Origin of the sequence: Pseudarthrobacter defluvii (assembly GCF_030323865.1) — a bacterium.
Lineage (GTDB): Bacteria > Actinomycetota > Actinomycetes > Actinomycetales > Micrococcaceae > Arthrobacter > Arthrobacter sedimenti.
The window spans coordinates 1,483,254-1,496,701 of the sequence record NZ_CP066362.1; the positions used below are offsets into that span (position 1 = coordinate 1,483,254).

Below are 13,448 nucleotides of genomic sequence, written 5' to 3' on the forward strand. Positions count from 1 at the left end.
GGCGTGCTCGTTTCCGCAACTGCGGAGGCAGTAAAACCTGCGGCCAGCAGAAAGAACGTCAGGACGATGACCGTGGCAGAAATGCTTTCCACCGGGAATCAGCCCGAGCGTACCTGCATCGGATGCCGGAAGAAGGGGCCGCGGTCGCAGTTGCTCCGGCTCGTCGCCGAAGGCAGCGGGTCAACCGCTGTCCTGGTGGATGAACGACGCCGGATGGCTGGCCGGGGTGCATGGCTGCACCCCAGCGCATCGTGCCTGGCCCTGGCGGTCAAGCGGCGAGCATTCGGACGTGCCCTTCCGGGCGCAACTGAAGCAACCGCCGTCGAACGCTGGATCACGTCAGGCCCGAACGTTGACGCCGCCCCGGTGGCTGCAACACCAACCGTCCAACCTGAAAGCGGGTCAGAAATCTGATGGAAACCCGATGAGTTCCCAGCGATGAGTGCGTAACGATGACAACTTTGTTGCGCTCTGCAATGGGCCCCTTCGCATCAACAGCGGCTGGGGTCCGCAGTAAGAAGTAGACGGTTCGTGCCTGGCTCGGTGCGGACCGAGACAGGAGAAATGTGGCCAAGGTCCGCGTACATGAGCTCGCTAAAGAGCTCGGTATAACTTCCAAAGATGCAGTGACAAAACTGCAGGAACTGGGCGAATTCGTTCGCTCTGCCTCTTCAACCATTGAGGCCCCCGTTGTGCGTAAACTGCGCAACGCCTTCCCCGACGCCGCCGCAAAGTCGCCGGCTCCGGCCGCAGCGCCAGCCGCTGCGCCCAAGGCACCCGCTCCCGCGGCAGGAACACGCCCCTCAGCACCGGCTCCCGGCCCGGCTGCGCCCAAGGCTCCGGCTGCCAGGGCCCAGGCACCGGCTCCGGCCGCTCCTGCTGCTCCTGCACAGGCAGCAGCCCCGGCAGCCCCCGCCGCGCCTGCGGCCCCCGCGGCTCCGGCTTCCGGTGCGCCGGCCTCCAGTGCCCCGTCCGTTGGTGCCCCGTCCACCGGTGCCAAGCCGGGTGCACGTCCGGCGCCCAAGGCTGACGCCCCGGCTCCCTCCGCCCGTCCGGGTGGCTCAGGGCCCCGCCCCGGCGGTCCCCGTCCGGGCAACAACCCGTTCGCCACCTCGCAGGGCATGCCCCGCGGCCGTGGTGGAGACGGTGACCGTGCACCCCGTCCGGGCAACAACCCGTTTGCCACCTCCCAGGGCATGCCCCGTCCGGGCGGCAGCCGCACCGACGGCGACCGCCCCGGTGGTCCCCGCCCCGCAGCGGGTGCCGGCGGACCGCGCCCCGGTGGGCCGCGTCCCGCAGCAGGTGCCGGCGGTCCCCGCCCCGCAGCAGGCGCCGGTGGTCCCCGTCCGGGCGCACCCCGCCCCGGTGGTCCCCGTCCTACTCCCGGCATGATGCCCAACCGCACCGAGCGTCCCGCACCCGCAGGTGCAGGCCGTCCCGGTGGCGGCCGCGGTCCCGGACGCCCCGGTGGCGCTCCCGGCACCGGTGGTCCCGGTGGCGGCGGTGCTCCCGCCGGCGGTGGCTTCGGCAAGGGCGGCCGCGGCCGCGGCGGCACCCAGGGTGCCTTCGGCAAGGGCGGCGCAGGCCGTGGCAAGCAGCGCAAGTCCAAGCGCGCAAAGCGCCAGGAACTTGAGCAGATGAGTGCCCCGTCGCTGGGTGGCGTGAGCGTACCCCGCGGCGACGGCAACACCGTCATCCGGCTTCGCCGTGGTTCGTCCATCACGGACTTCGCCGACAAGATCGAGGCAAACCCCGCCGCGCTGGTCACCGTGCTGTTCCACCTTGGTGAAATGGCCACCGCCACCCAGTCGTTGGACGAGGACACCTTCGCCCTGCTCGGCGAGGAACTGGGCTACAAGCTCCAGGTCGTCTCCCCGGAGGACGAGGAGCGCGAGCTGCTCTCCAGCTTCGACATCGACTTTGAAGCCGAACTCGAAGCCGAAGGCGACGAGGAACTCGAGGCACGTCCGCCGGTAGTCACCGTCATGGGCCACGTTGACCACGGTAAAACCCGGTTGCTGGATGCCATCCGCAAGTCCGACGTCATGGCGGGCGAGCACGGCGGTATCACCCAGCACATCGGTGCCTACCAGGTCACGCACAACCACGAAGGCGACGATCGCAAGATCACCTTCATCGACACCCCGGGACACGAGGCGTTCACCGCCATGCGTGCCCGTGGTGCCAAGGTCACCGACATCGCCATCCTGGTGGTCGCAGCGGACGACGGCGTTATGCCGCAGACCGTTGAAGCCCTCAACCACGCCCAGGCGGCCAACGTGCCGATCGTCGTGGCCGTGAACAAGATCGACAAGGAAGGCGCCAATCCGGAGAAGGTCCGCGGCCAGCTGACCGAGTACGGCCTGGTTCCCGAGGAATACGGTGGCGACACCATGTTCGTGGAGGTCTCTGCCCGCCAGAACCTGCACATCGACGAGCTGCTCGAGGCCGTCCTGCTCACCGCAGACGCTGCCCTGGACATGCGCGCCAACCCGAACAAGGACGCCCGTGGCATCGCGATCGAAGCCAACCTGGACAAGGGCCGCGGTGCGGTTGCCACCGTCCTGGTGCAGTCCGGTACCCTGCGCGTCGGCGACACCATCGTGGCAGGCACGGCCCACGGCCGCGTCCGTGCGATGTTCGACGACGACGGCAGCGCGCTGACCGAGGCAGGCCCGTCCCGCCCCGTTCAGGTGCTGGGCCTGTCCAACGTGCCGCGCGCCGGTGACACCTTCTTCGTGACCGCTGACGAGCGAACCGCCCGCCAGATCGCCGAGAAGCGCGAAGCCGCCGACCGCAACGCCGCCCTGGCCAAGCGCCGCAAGCGCATCAGCCTGGAAGACTTCGACCAGGCCGTCGCCGAAGGCAAGATCGACACCCTCAACCTCATCCTCAAGGGTGACGTGTCCGGTGCCGTCGAAGCCCTCGAAGACGCGCTGCTCAAGATCGACGTCGGCGAAGGCGTGCAGCTGCGCGTCATCCACCGCGGTGTGGGTGCCATCACCCAGAACGACGTCAACCTGGCAACGGTCGACTCCGCCGTCATCATCGGCTTCAACGTCAAGCCCGCCGAGCGGGTTGCCGAACTGGCAGACCGCGAAGGCGTGGACATGCGCTTCTACTCCGTCATCTACGCAGCAATCGATGACATCGAAGCAGCGCTCAAGGGCATGCTCAAGCCGGAATACGAAGAAGTCCAGCTCGGTACCGCCGAGGTCCGCGAAGTCTTCCGCTCCTCCAAGTTCGGAAACATCGCCGGCTCGATCGTCCGCTCGGGCATCATCCGACGCAACGCCAAGGCACGCGTCAGCCGCGACGGCAAGATCATCGGTGACAACCTCACCGTTGAGTCGCTCAAGCGCTTCAAGGACGACGCCACCGAGGTCCGCACGGACTTCGAATGTGGTATCGGCCTCGGGTCGTACAACGACATCATCGAAGGTGACATCATCGAGACCTTCGAGATGCGCGAGAAGCCGCGCGTCTAGTCTGTCTGTTGTGGGGCCGTCGGAATTTTTCCGGCGGCCCTGCCCCTCGCTTTTCCACCGTGAAGGGGGCCCCGCCCCTTCGACGGGTGGCTGACGATCTGCGATCGTCAGCCACCCGTCTCCGGCAGGCCCGATGCCACTCCCGGGCCCCCTTCACGGCTCCAAAGCGCCGGCCCCCAAGACTCTTCGGCATCGTCGTTGGCTCGCCTTTAGTGTGCGGCACAAAACTGAAACGTGTGCTGGCAGCCTCTGCGTCGCCGTCGTACGTCCCTAATTTTTTCTTCTCATAGGAGTTGTTCATGGCTGATCCGGCACGTGCTGCCAAGTTGGCGCAGCGGATTAAGGTTGTTGTTGCTGAGGCCCTGGGCCGGAGGATCAAGGATCCGCGGGTTGAAGGCGTTACTGTCACCGATGCCCGCGTGACCAACGACCTGCAGCACGCCACTGTTTACTACACCGTCTTCGGGGACCAGGCTGTCCAGGCTGATGCTGCCAAGGGGCTTGAGAAGGCCAAGGGTGTGCTTCGGCAGGAGGTGGGCCGGAACATCACCGCCCGCCTGACCCCCACGCTGGAATTTGTCGCCGACCAGATCCCGGTCAACGCTTCCAACCTGGAGGAACTGCTGCGGGAAGCCCGCAAGCGGGACGCCGAGGTGGCAGCCCTTGCTGCCAACGCCCGCCACGCCGGGGACGCCGACCCGTACAAGTCCGATGCGTCCGGTGACGTGGACATCGACGAGGACGACTTCGACGAAGAGGACCTGGACCTCAACGACGATGAAGACCTCGACGAGGACCGCAACAAGTAAGACGCACACCAGGGCCCGGGAGCTTATCCCGGGCCCTGGCTGCTTTTAACCCACCCCGTCCTTACCCGGGGCTCCTCGCCGCCGGCTACGGCAGGTCTGCCTTGATGACCTTTCCTGCGGGCGGCTGCATCGGGTCACCCAGGACGTCGATCGTGGCGTAGAGGTTGTTCCCCTTGATGTCGACGTCAGCCGGCATGTTCACCTTCAGGAACGTCGAACGGTCACCGTTGCAGGTGAACGTCAGGATCTCGCCGCCGAACAGCGACGCAACGTACACGTCACCGTTGCCGGCCACAGCAAGTCCCGTGGGGCTCAGGATGTCGTCCGCCCACACGTCGGTGTCACCGTTCCACGGATTTACCTTGAAGATGGCACCGCGGGCCCCCAATTCGGGTCCTTCCGGTCCGCCGGGCAGTGACGTTACGTACAGCATGCCGTCAGGTCCGATCGCGACGTCCGTGGGGACGGGTTCGAAGGCATATTCATGCCCCACCACGCAGGCCGGCACCTCCACCGTGTTCCCCTGCATATCTGTAGGGATCCGCAGACCCGCCGGAATCACCGCCGGCCGTGGCGGCAGGACGGCGACGGTATCGATGTCGCCACTCTTCAGGTTGACCTTCAGGACAGCGTTCATGCCGGCGTCCGCAACGTACGCGGTGTTGTCCCTGACGGCCAGGGCGTATGGGTGGGAATCCACGGTGCCCTTGTAGGTGGCAGGCGGGAAGTTTGGCCAGTTGGCCAGGCACTGGGCGCTGACGTCATCCCCGAAGCCGTAACTTTGGTCGCCATCCGGGTTGTGGCGCCGCTCGTAATCGGCAAAGTTAGCGATGGTGTCCACGGTGCCCTTGGAGTCAATCGACTTCAGGTATCCGTGCAGCCCGGCGGGGTCCCCTTGCCCGGCGCCCACGCTTTCAAGGAAGTAGGTTGTGCTGCCGCGGGTATCGGAACCGGCTACTTCCCAGCCCTTGGGCGTGGCCGTATCCAGGTCTTCGGCTGATCCGTCACGGCTGATGCGCGTGAGTTTCCCGGCAAAATCCTGGGACACCAGGACGGCCTTGCCGGTTCCTGCGGCCACATGCAGCGGCGAGACCAGGCCGCCTGCAAGTACCTCGTAGTCCGGCGCCTTGGTGGAAGCGGCGGCCGGGCCTGCGGACGCTATGGCAGCGGCCGAGGCGGTGATACAAGCTAAGAGTGCGAGTCTTTTCTTCATTGGGTACTCCGGGGTGCGGGGCCCTTGCGGGCTGGATATGGAAGCCTCGGCTGAGGCAAAATATGTATCCCCCGGCGCAAGAGTAGGCCCCTACCGGCGGGTAGTGTTGGGGGTATCCCCCCTTCCTGGCCCCCTTTCCATCCCCCCTAGGGTCACCGGTGGCTAGGATCGTGCTATGAGCGCCGCAGAGCATGGAAACAGTTCCCTGGAACACTTCGAACGGGCCCAGCACCTTGAAGGCGCCCGGTACCTCGAACAGGCAGTGGACCTTGCCACCGCGAACGTGGGCCAGGGCGGCGGACCGTTTGGTGCGGTGGTGGTGACCCCCGACGGACGGGTCCACTCCGGCGTCAACAGGGTGACCCGGGACAACGATCCAACCGCCCATGCGGAGGTGGTGGCCATCCGCGCCGCCGCGGCCGCCACAGCTGATTTCGACCTCACCGGATCGGTTCTCTACGCCAGCTGCGAGCCCTGCCCCATGTGCCTGGCTTCAGCTTTGTGGGCTCGAATCGGGCACGTCTATTTCGCCGCGGACCGCCATGGCGCCGCAGCCGCCGGCTTCGACGACGCCCTCTTTTACGACTATTTCAGCGGCGCCGCACCGGAACTGATGCCGGTCACCCGGGGCGACATCCCGACGTCGGACGTCCCCTTCCAGACCTGGCGCGCCTTTGACAGCAGGAAGGAATACTGACCATGGAAACGACGCTGCTGAGCTGCCCTTCCTGCGGGAAGACCAACCGCGTGCCCGCCCAGGCCTCCGGCCACCCCCGCTGCGGCAACTGCAAGGCGGACCTGCCGTGGATCGTGGCCGCGGGCGACAACGACTTCGCTGCCGTGGCGGAGCAATCCGCCGTGCCGGTGCTGGTCGATTTCTGGGCCGCCTGGTGCGGACCCTGCCGGATGGTCAGCCCGGTCCTGGACAAGCTGGCGCGGGAATGCCCCGGGAAGATCAAGCTGGTGAAGGTGGACGTGGACAAGTCCCCGGGGCTCTCGCGGCGGTTCGACGTCCAGGCCATTCCCACGCTGATGGTGCTCATTGATGGGAAAGTAGCCGCGCGCCAGGCGGGTGCGGCGCCTGCAGAGGTCCTTCGGTCGTGGCTGGACAAGGCCCTCGCCGGCGCCCGCAGCTAAGGTACCCTTCCGGGCGGCTGCAGCTGAGACCCGGCGGACCTACTGCCGGGCGCCCGGCAGCCGGGACAGTCCCTCCAGCAGGTCCTCTTGCCGTCCGCACAGCGCGATCCGGACCCAGCCCTCGCCAATGGAGCCGAACGCCGTTCCCGGAGCCAGCGCCACGCCGGAGTCAGCGAGGAAGCGCCGGACCCAGGCACGGACATCGCCGCCGGTGACGTGGGACATATCGGCCCATAAGTAAAACGCGCCCTGCGCAGGCAGGTAGCGGATCCCCTTTGCGGCCAGGACCGACGACGCCGCATCCCGGTTCTCGCGGTAGTGCCGGTGTGCGTGCCGGACGTAGTCCTGCGGCCCAGTAAGCGCCGCCAGCGCCGCGTACTGTGGGGCGGACGCCACGCAGGAGACGATCGATTCCATGACGTTGTCCATCTTCTTTTCCAGCCCGGGCGGGCAGACCAGCGCGCCGATCCGCAGCCCGGTCAGCCCGTAGGTCTTGGACAGTGTCAGCGAAGTGAACACGCGCGCATCAGCCTCCGTGCCGCCGTCGAACCTCGCGGGACTGACGTGCGGGACGTCGTAGGTGAACGCCTCGTAGCACTCGTCCGAGATGACCCAGATGTCATGCCGGCGGGCCAGCTCCACCAGCTCCTGCACCAGTTCACCGTTGAGCACGGCACCCAGCGGGTTGGAGGGCGAGTTGAGCACCAGCACCCGGGTGCGGCTGGTGATGAGGGCCTCCACGTCGGCAACGCGCGGTTGGAAGCCGTGCTCCGGATGCAGCGGATAGCCCACTGGAACGGCGTTCAGCAGCCGGCTGGTCATGGCGAAAGTGGGGTAGCCGGGATTGGGGATCAGGATCTCGTCACCGGGGGAGAGCAGCATGCTCATGGCGAAGTGCAGGCCCTGCTGGGCGCCGGACACCACATACAGCCGCTCGGCGCCGACGTCCACACCCTGTTCCTCCCGGAACCTGGCGGCGAACGCCTCGCGCAGGGCCGGGATTCCGGCGTTGGGGGTGTAGTTGGTCTCGTCCCGGTCCAGGCAGGCCATACCCGCGTCCAGGACGTGACGGGGGAGCGGGAAGCCGGGCTCCCCGATGCTCAGCACGATGGCTCCGGGAGTCCGCCATGCGGCCTCGGTGATCTCCCGGATCTGGTTCACGGGCACGTCGCGGACATGGGCGGCAAGCTGGGGCATGCCAGTCATCCTAGCTGTCCCGGTGGTCCGTACGGCGCCCCCAACCTGCGCCGATATACTGGGAGGCGTGCTTTCTGGACTGGTGATAGTGGACAAGCCGCAGGGATGGACCAGCCATGATGTGGTTGGCAGGATGCGGCGCCTCGCAGGGACCCGGAAAGTAGGGCACGCTGGAACACTCGATCCCATGGCCACAGGCGTGCTGGTGCTCGGCATCAACAAAGCCACCCGCCTGCTGACCTACATCGTGGGCACCTCCAAGACCTACACCGCCACCATCCGGCTGGGACAGTCCACGGTGACGGATGACGCTGAGGGCGAGGTCACGTACACCACCAGCGCCGCCGGCATCACGGAGCAGGAAATTTACGACGGCGTCGCGGCGCTAACGGGGGAGCTGCAGCAGGTGCCCAGCAGCGTCAGCGCCATCAAGGTGAACGGCGAACGCGCCTACGCACGCGTGCGGTCCGGCGAGGACGTCAAGCTCGCCGCGCGCCCGGTCACCATCCACCGCTTCGACGTCCACGCCATCCGCAGGGACGCCGCGGCCAGCGTCGTGGACCTGGACGTGACGGTGGAGTGCTCCTCCGGTACGTACATCCGTGCCCTGGCCCGGGACCTGGGCAATGCCCTTGGTGTCGGCGGCCACCTCACCGCCCTCCGCCGGACCCAGGTGGGTCCCTACACCCTTGACCAGGCCCGCACTCTGGAACAGCTCGCCGAAGAGCTCAACGTCCTGGACATGTCCCTGGCCGCGCGTGCCCTGATGCCCAACCGCGAACTCACCGCCGAGGAAACCGCAGAAATCTCGTTCGGCCGGCGGATCACTGCCGGTACGGCTCCCGGTACCCCCGGCGCCGCCACCGCTGAGCACCCTGCGGCAGGCTTCGCCCCCGACGGCAGCCTGGTGGCGCTCCTCGCCGATGCGGGCAGCTACGCCAAACCGGTCCTGGTCTTCGCGCCCGGCAACGGGGCGGCCGCCACCGCGGCTGCGGAGGCATAAGCGTGGATGCGTATTTTTGGATCATCCTGGTCGTCGGCCTGGTGTCCACGGTGCTCTGCCTGGGGGCGGGAATCCTTAAGAAGGCGCCGAACGACGTCACCCTCCTGTCCGTCGTGGCCGTGGAAGTGGCCCTGGTGGTCTACCTGGTGGGTTCGATCGTCCGCGTCATCGCCGGCGAACCGATCGCCGGCGAAGCGTGGGAATTTTGGGGCTACATGGCCACCGCCATGCTCCTGCCGCCCGCGGCTATCTACTGGGCCATCCTGGAGCGGACGCGGTGGAGCAACTTTGTCCTGGCCGCGGTCGGTGTCACTGCACTGGTGATGGCTGCCCGAATGAACCAGATCTGGTACTGAAGTGGAAGAAGCAGCAAGCATGAAAGAGCAGCAGGCCCCCGGGGCCACCGGTGACGCACCCGTCCGCAACACCCGCAACACCGGTCCAGGCCGGCTGCTGATCGCGGTCTACGGAGTCTTCGCCATCTCGGCCACCGCCCGTGCCGGCTACCAGATCCTCACCAAATTTTCCGAGGCCCCGCTGGCATACCTGCTCTCCGCCTTCGCTGCCGTGGTGTACATCCTGGCTACGGTGTCGCTGGCCAAGGCAGGGACCACCTGGTTCAAAATCTCTGTTGCCGCCGTGCTGGTCGAGCTCGCGGGGGTCCTGGTGGTTGGGACGCTGAGCATCCTGGACTCGGTTCAGTTCCCGCATGAGACTGTCTGGTCCCTGTTCGGCCGTGGCTACGGCTTCATCCCCCTGCTGCTGCCCATCCTTGGCCTGGTGTGGCTGTACCGCCGCCGCCCCTCCGCGGCTGCGGCAGCTTCTGCCAAGGCTGCGGAGTGACGGCGAAAGCCGCGCAGCGAATCCGGGTAACCTTGAAGAGTTCCGCAGCCGCCCGGCCGGCGGAACGTCGATGCTTGCACGCAGCTTAAGGCGAGGGTGATGGTCTACATCTGGAACGATCCGTCCGATGTCCCGGCGGACTTCGGCCCATCTGTTGTCACTTTCGGCAACTTCGACGGCGTTCACCGCGGCCACCAGCAGGTGCTGTCCCAGCTGATCCGTTCGGCCAGGCTCTCCCAGGCCAAGGCCGTAGCCATCACCTTCGACCCCCACCCGGCAGTCATCCACCGGCCCGAAGCGGCGCCGGAGCTGATCATGGGACTGGATGACAAGCTGGAGGCGCTGGGGGAGCTTGGCCTGGACGCGATCCTGGTGGTCAAGTACTCGCTGGACCTTGCCAGCCTCACGGCCGAGGAGTTCGTGGAGCAGTACCTGGTGGACTGCCTGCACGCCAGCCACGTGGTCATCGGCCACGACGCACGCTTCGGTCGCAATAACTCCGGCGACCTTGAGATCATGAAGGCCCTGGGCGACAAGTTCGGCTTCGACGTCCAGGTCATCAGCGAGTTTGGGTCCGAGGGCTACCCGTTGCATGACGACGACGGCACGGACCGCCGCTGCTCCTCCACCTGGGTGCGTGAGGCGCTGCAGGAGGGCGATGTCGCCACCGCCGCGTCCGTCCTGGGACGACCGCACCGGATGCGCGGCGAAGTGGTCCACGGCGCCGCCCGGGGCAGGGCGCTTGGTTTCCCCACGGCCAACCTTTCCTCGAATGCCACGGGCCTGATCCCTGCTGACGGCATTTACGCAGGCTGGCTGGTGGACCAGGCGGGCAAGCGCTGGCCGGCGGCAATTTCGGTAGGCTCCAACCCCACCTTCGACGGCGTCAGCCGCCAGGTGGAGGCGCATGTGATCGACAGGCCGGAGGAAGCCGTGGAGGACTTCGATCTGTACGACCAGACAGTCATCGTGGAATTCGTGCAGCGCCTCCGCGGCATGGTGGCCTACCGTGGCCCTGAGGCCCTGGTGGAACAAATGCGGCTGGACGTGGCCCAGGCCCACCAGATCCTGGCCGGCCCCTGACTCCGGCCTCATTTGCCCGGGGTGAAAACAACGAAAGGCAGTGCGTGTCCGTCGAGAAGAACACCCGCAAGCTGGATAAGGGGATTGTCCGCGACTTCAGCTCACGGATGAGCTACGCCTCCTACCTGCAGCTTCCCACGCTGCTCAGCGCCCAGCAGCCGGTCAGCCAGCCTGAACACCACGACGAGCTGCTGTTCATCATCCAGCACCAGACCACGGAGCTGTGGCTGAAACTGGTCCTGCACGAACTGCGCAGCGCCGCCGCCTGGCTCCGGGAGGACGACCTGGGCTCGGCGCTCAAGGGCATCGCCCGGGTCAAGCACATCCAGAAGACCCTCACCGAGCAGTGGTCCGTCCTGGCCACCCTCACACCAACCGAGTACTCGCAGTTCCGCGGCTTCCTGGGCAACTCCTCCGGTTTCCAGTCCGCCCAGTACCGCGCGGTGGAGTTTGTCCTGGGCAACAAGAACAGCAAAATGCTGCCCATCTTCGAGTCCGACCCGCAGGCCCACGGGATGCTGGCGGAGCTGCTGGCCGCCCCCAGCATCTACGACGAATTCCTGGCCTACCTGTCCCGGCAGGGGTTCGACGTGCCCCGTTCCGTCATGGACCGCGATGTAACGCTGGCCCACGAGTTCGCCCCGGAACTTGTCCCGCTCTTCAAGCACATCTACGAAAACGCCGCGGACAACTGGGCCGCCTACGAGGCGTGCGAGGAACTCGTGGACCTGGAGGACAACTTCCAGCTCTGGCGGTTCCGGCACCTGCGCACCGTCCAGCGGACCATCGGCATGAAGACCGGCACCGGGGGATCCAGCGGTGTGACCTTCCTGCAGAAGGCCCTGGAACTGACGTTCTTCCCGGAACTATTCGCTGTCAGGACGGAGATCGGACAATGAGCATCCACCAGGAAAACCGCGCAGGCGTGACCGACGAGGACCTCCGCCGGCGGGCCGAAGAACTGGATGGCAAGGACGCCCTGGCGCGTTACCGGGACCTCTTCATCGGCACGGAAACTGCGTTGTCCTACCTTGACGGCAACTCCCTGGGCCGCCCCCTGAAGCGGACTGCCGACGATGTGGCCGCCTTTATCCGGGACGAATGGGGAGGCCGGCTCATCCGCGGCTGGGACGAGAAGTGGCTGGCCCTGCCCCATGGCATCGGCGACCAGCTGGGCCGCGCGGTCCTTGGCGCCGCTCCGGGGCAGACCATCATCGCCGACTCCACCACCGTGGTGCTCTATAAGCTGATCCGGGCAGCCCTTGCCGCGGTGCAGGACCCGGACCGCAACGAGCTGGTGCTGGACACGGAAAACTTCCCCACGGACCGGTACCTGGTGGAGGGCATCGCCCTCGAGGAGGGCCTGACCCTGCGCTGGATCCAGCCGGATCCCGCCGCCGGGGTGACCGTTGAACAGGTGCGCCAGGCCACCGGGCCGCGCACCGCCGTCGTACTCCTCAGCCAGATCGCCTACCGCTCCGGCCACCTCGCCGACCTGGCGGGCATCACCGCTGCAGTGCACGACGCAGGCGCTGTGGTGGTGTGGGACCTTTGCCATTCGGCGGGGTCGGTGGAGATCGACCTGGACGGCGCGGACGTGGACTTCGCCGCCGGGTGCACGTACAAGTACCTCAACGGAGGGCCGGGGTCGCCGGCGTTCGCCTACGTCAACGCCCGGCACCTGCCGTCGCTGAACCAGCCGATCTGGGGCTGGATGGGCCGCAAGGACGCCTTCGAAATGGCGGCGGGCTATGAACCGGCCGCGGGCATCCGGGGCTTCCTCAGCGGCACCCCCGCCATCTTCGGCATGATCGCCATGCAGGGCACCCTGGACCTCATCGAGGAAGCATCCATGGCCGCCATCCGGGAGAAGTCCGTGGCGCTGACCGGCTTCGCGGTGGACGTCTTCGACGCCTGGCTGGCACCCCTGGGCGCCGAACTGGCATCGCCCCGGGAACCGGGGGAGCGCGGGGGCCACATCACCGTGGACCACCCGGACTTCACCAAGGCCACCGTCGAGGCGCTTTGGGACGGGGACGTGATTCCGGACTTCCGCTCACCGCACGGCATCCGGGTGGGGCTGTCCCCGCTGAGCACCAGCTTCGCCGAAGTCCTGCAGGGCATGGCGGCCATCCGGGACCGGCTGCAGCGCTGAGCGCCCCCGCTGTCACCGCTGCCCCGTTTCGGGCGCACTGTTTCGACAAGGTTAGGCCGGGGCCGGTAAACTGGACGATGGATCCGGCTGCAGTCCGTGGCGGCTGGCTCCTGTTGTTGGCGCCTCCTCCGGTTTTCCGGATCAGGACGCTGGCGGCAGACCCGGCAGTGAGTTACTGACCTGGGCCCTCACGGCACATTCCCAAGGAGTTATTGTGGCACTTGACGCCGCTGTAAAGCAGTCCATCATCAAGGAATACGCAACCGCCGAAGGCGACACCGGTTCACCCGAGGTCCAGGTTGCCGTCCTGACCCAGCGGATCAAGGATCTGACTGAGCACATGAAGGAGCACAAGCACGACTACCACACCCAGCGCGGTCTGCTGGCAATGGTTGGTCGCCGCAAGCGCATGCTGAGCTACCTCAAGAAGACTGACATCGCCCGCTACCGTTCGCTCATCGAGCGCCTCGGCCTGCGCCGCTAGTCTGGCTTTGGGGCGGCCCTTTCCCTCCGGATCGGG

The 13,448-nt window shown here is 66.9% G+C and carries 14 protein-coding genes; 12 read left to right on the forward strand and 2 right to left on the reverse strand.

What is annotated here, in order from left to right; genetic code table 11:
* Positions 1-66 precede the first annotated feature (66 nt).
* The 3 genes from JCQ34_RS06820 (at position 67) to rbfA (ending at position 4,297) form a co-directional block, all read left to right on the forward strand.
* Positions 67-414, forward strand: a complete 348-nt coding sequence (locus JCQ34_RS06820) for a YlxR family protein (protein ID WP_286403117.1) — start codon at positions 67-69, stop codon at positions 412-414.
* A gap of 152 nt (positions 415-566) precedes the next feature.
* Complete coding sequence (gene infB / locus JCQ34_RS06825; protein WP_286403119.1) at positions 567-3,488, forward strand: translation initiation factor IF-2; 2,922 nt, start codon at positions 567-569, stop codon at positions 3,486-3,488.
* 299 nt (positions 3,489-3,787) lie between these two features.
* Positions 3,788-4,297 carry a 30S ribosome-binding factor RbfA gene (rbfA, locus tag JCQ34_RS06830; RefSeq protein WP_286403121.1) on the forward strand — a complete coding sequence of 170 codons (510 nt, stop codon included), beginning with the start codon at positions 3,788-3,790 and terminating at the stop codon, positions 4,295-4,297.
* Positions 4,298-4,382: 85 nt separating this feature from the next.
* On the opposite strand, the gene JCQ34_RS06835 is transcribed toward rbfA, so the two are convergent.
* Entirely contained in the window at positions 4,383-5,510 is a 1,128-nt protein-coding gene (locus JCQ34_RS06835; protein WP_286403123.1) for a ScyD/ScyE family protein, read from the reverse strand.
* Positions 5,511-5,685: 175 nt separating this feature from the next.
* Here JCQ34_RS06835 and JCQ34_RS06840 point away from each other — a divergent pair, with 175 nt between their 5' ends.
* A complete protein-coding gene (locus JCQ34_RS06840; protein ID WP_286403125.1) occupies positions 5,686-6,207 on the forward strand; it encodes a nucleoside deaminase in 522 nt (173 codons plus the stop codon).
* Between the two features lie 2 nt (positions 6,208-6,209).
* On the forward strand, positions 6,210-6,647 hold the full coding sequence (gene trxA, locus JCQ34_RS06845; RefSeq protein ID WP_286403127.1) for a thioredoxin: 438 nt from the start codon (positions 6,210-6,212) through the stop codon (positions 6,645-6,647).
* A gap of 39 nt (positions 6,648-6,686) precedes the next feature.
* Here trxA and JCQ34_RS06850 read toward each other — a convergent pair whose 3' ends face one another.
* Entirely contained in the window at positions 6,687-7,844 is a 1,158-nt protein-coding gene (locus JCQ34_RS06850; protein WP_286403129.1) for a pyridoxal phosphate-dependent aminotransferase, read from the reverse strand.
* A 67-nt stretch (positions 7,845-7,911) separates the two neighbouring features.
* Between JCQ34_RS06850 and truB the strand changes: the two genes are divergently transcribed.
* From truB to rpsO, 7 genes are all read left to right on the forward strand, one after another.
* Positions 7,912-8,847 (forward strand): tRNA pseudouridine(55) synthase TruB, encoded by a 936-nt coding sequence (truB, locus tag JCQ34_RS06855; protein WP_286403130.1) that lies wholly within the window; start codon positions 7,912-7,914, stop codon positions 8,845-8,847.
* Between the two features lie 2 nt (positions 8,848-8,849).
* Positions 8,850-9,203 (forward strand): hypothetical protein, encoded by a 354-nt coding sequence (locus JCQ34_RS06860; RefSeq protein WP_286403131.1) that lies wholly within the window; start codon positions 8,850-8,852, stop codon positions 9,201-9,203.
* A 19-nt stretch (positions 9,204-9,222) separates the two neighbouring features.
* Entirely contained in the window at positions 9,223-9,690 is a 468-nt protein-coding gene (locus JCQ34_RS06865) for a hypothetical protein (RefSeq protein WP_286403133.1), read from the forward strand.
* Between the two features lie 99 nt (positions 9,691-9,789).
* On the forward strand, positions 9,790-10,773 hold the full coding sequence (locus JCQ34_RS06870) for a bifunctional riboflavin kinase/FAD synthetase (protein ID WP_286403135.1): 984 nt from the start codon (positions 9,790-9,792) through the stop codon (positions 10,771-10,773).
* A 44-nt stretch (positions 10,774-10,817) separates the two neighbouring features.
* Positions 10,818-11,672 carry a tryptophan 2,3-dioxygenase gene (gene kynA, locus JCQ34_RS06875; protein ID WP_286403137.1) on the forward strand — a complete coding sequence of 285 codons (855 nt, stop codon included), beginning with the start codon at positions 10,818-10,820 and terminating at the stop codon, positions 11,670-11,672.
* Complete coding sequence (locus tag JCQ34_RS06880) at positions 11,669-12,928, forward strand: kynureninase (protein WP_286403138.1); 1,260 nt, start codon at positions 11,669-11,671, stop codon at positions 12,926-12,928. Before kynA ends, JCQ34_RS06880 begins: the two co-directional genes overlap by 4 nt.
* Before the next feature lie 214 nt (positions 12,929-13,142).
* The gene (gene rpsO / locus JCQ34_RS06885) at positions 13,143-13,412 is read left to right on the forward strand and encodes a 30S ribosomal protein S15 (RefSeq protein ID WP_043452786.1); all 270 of its coding nucleotides are present in this window, start codon (positions 13,143-13,145) and stop codon (positions 13,410-13,412) included.
* Positions 13,413-13,448: the final 36 nt, after the last annotated feature.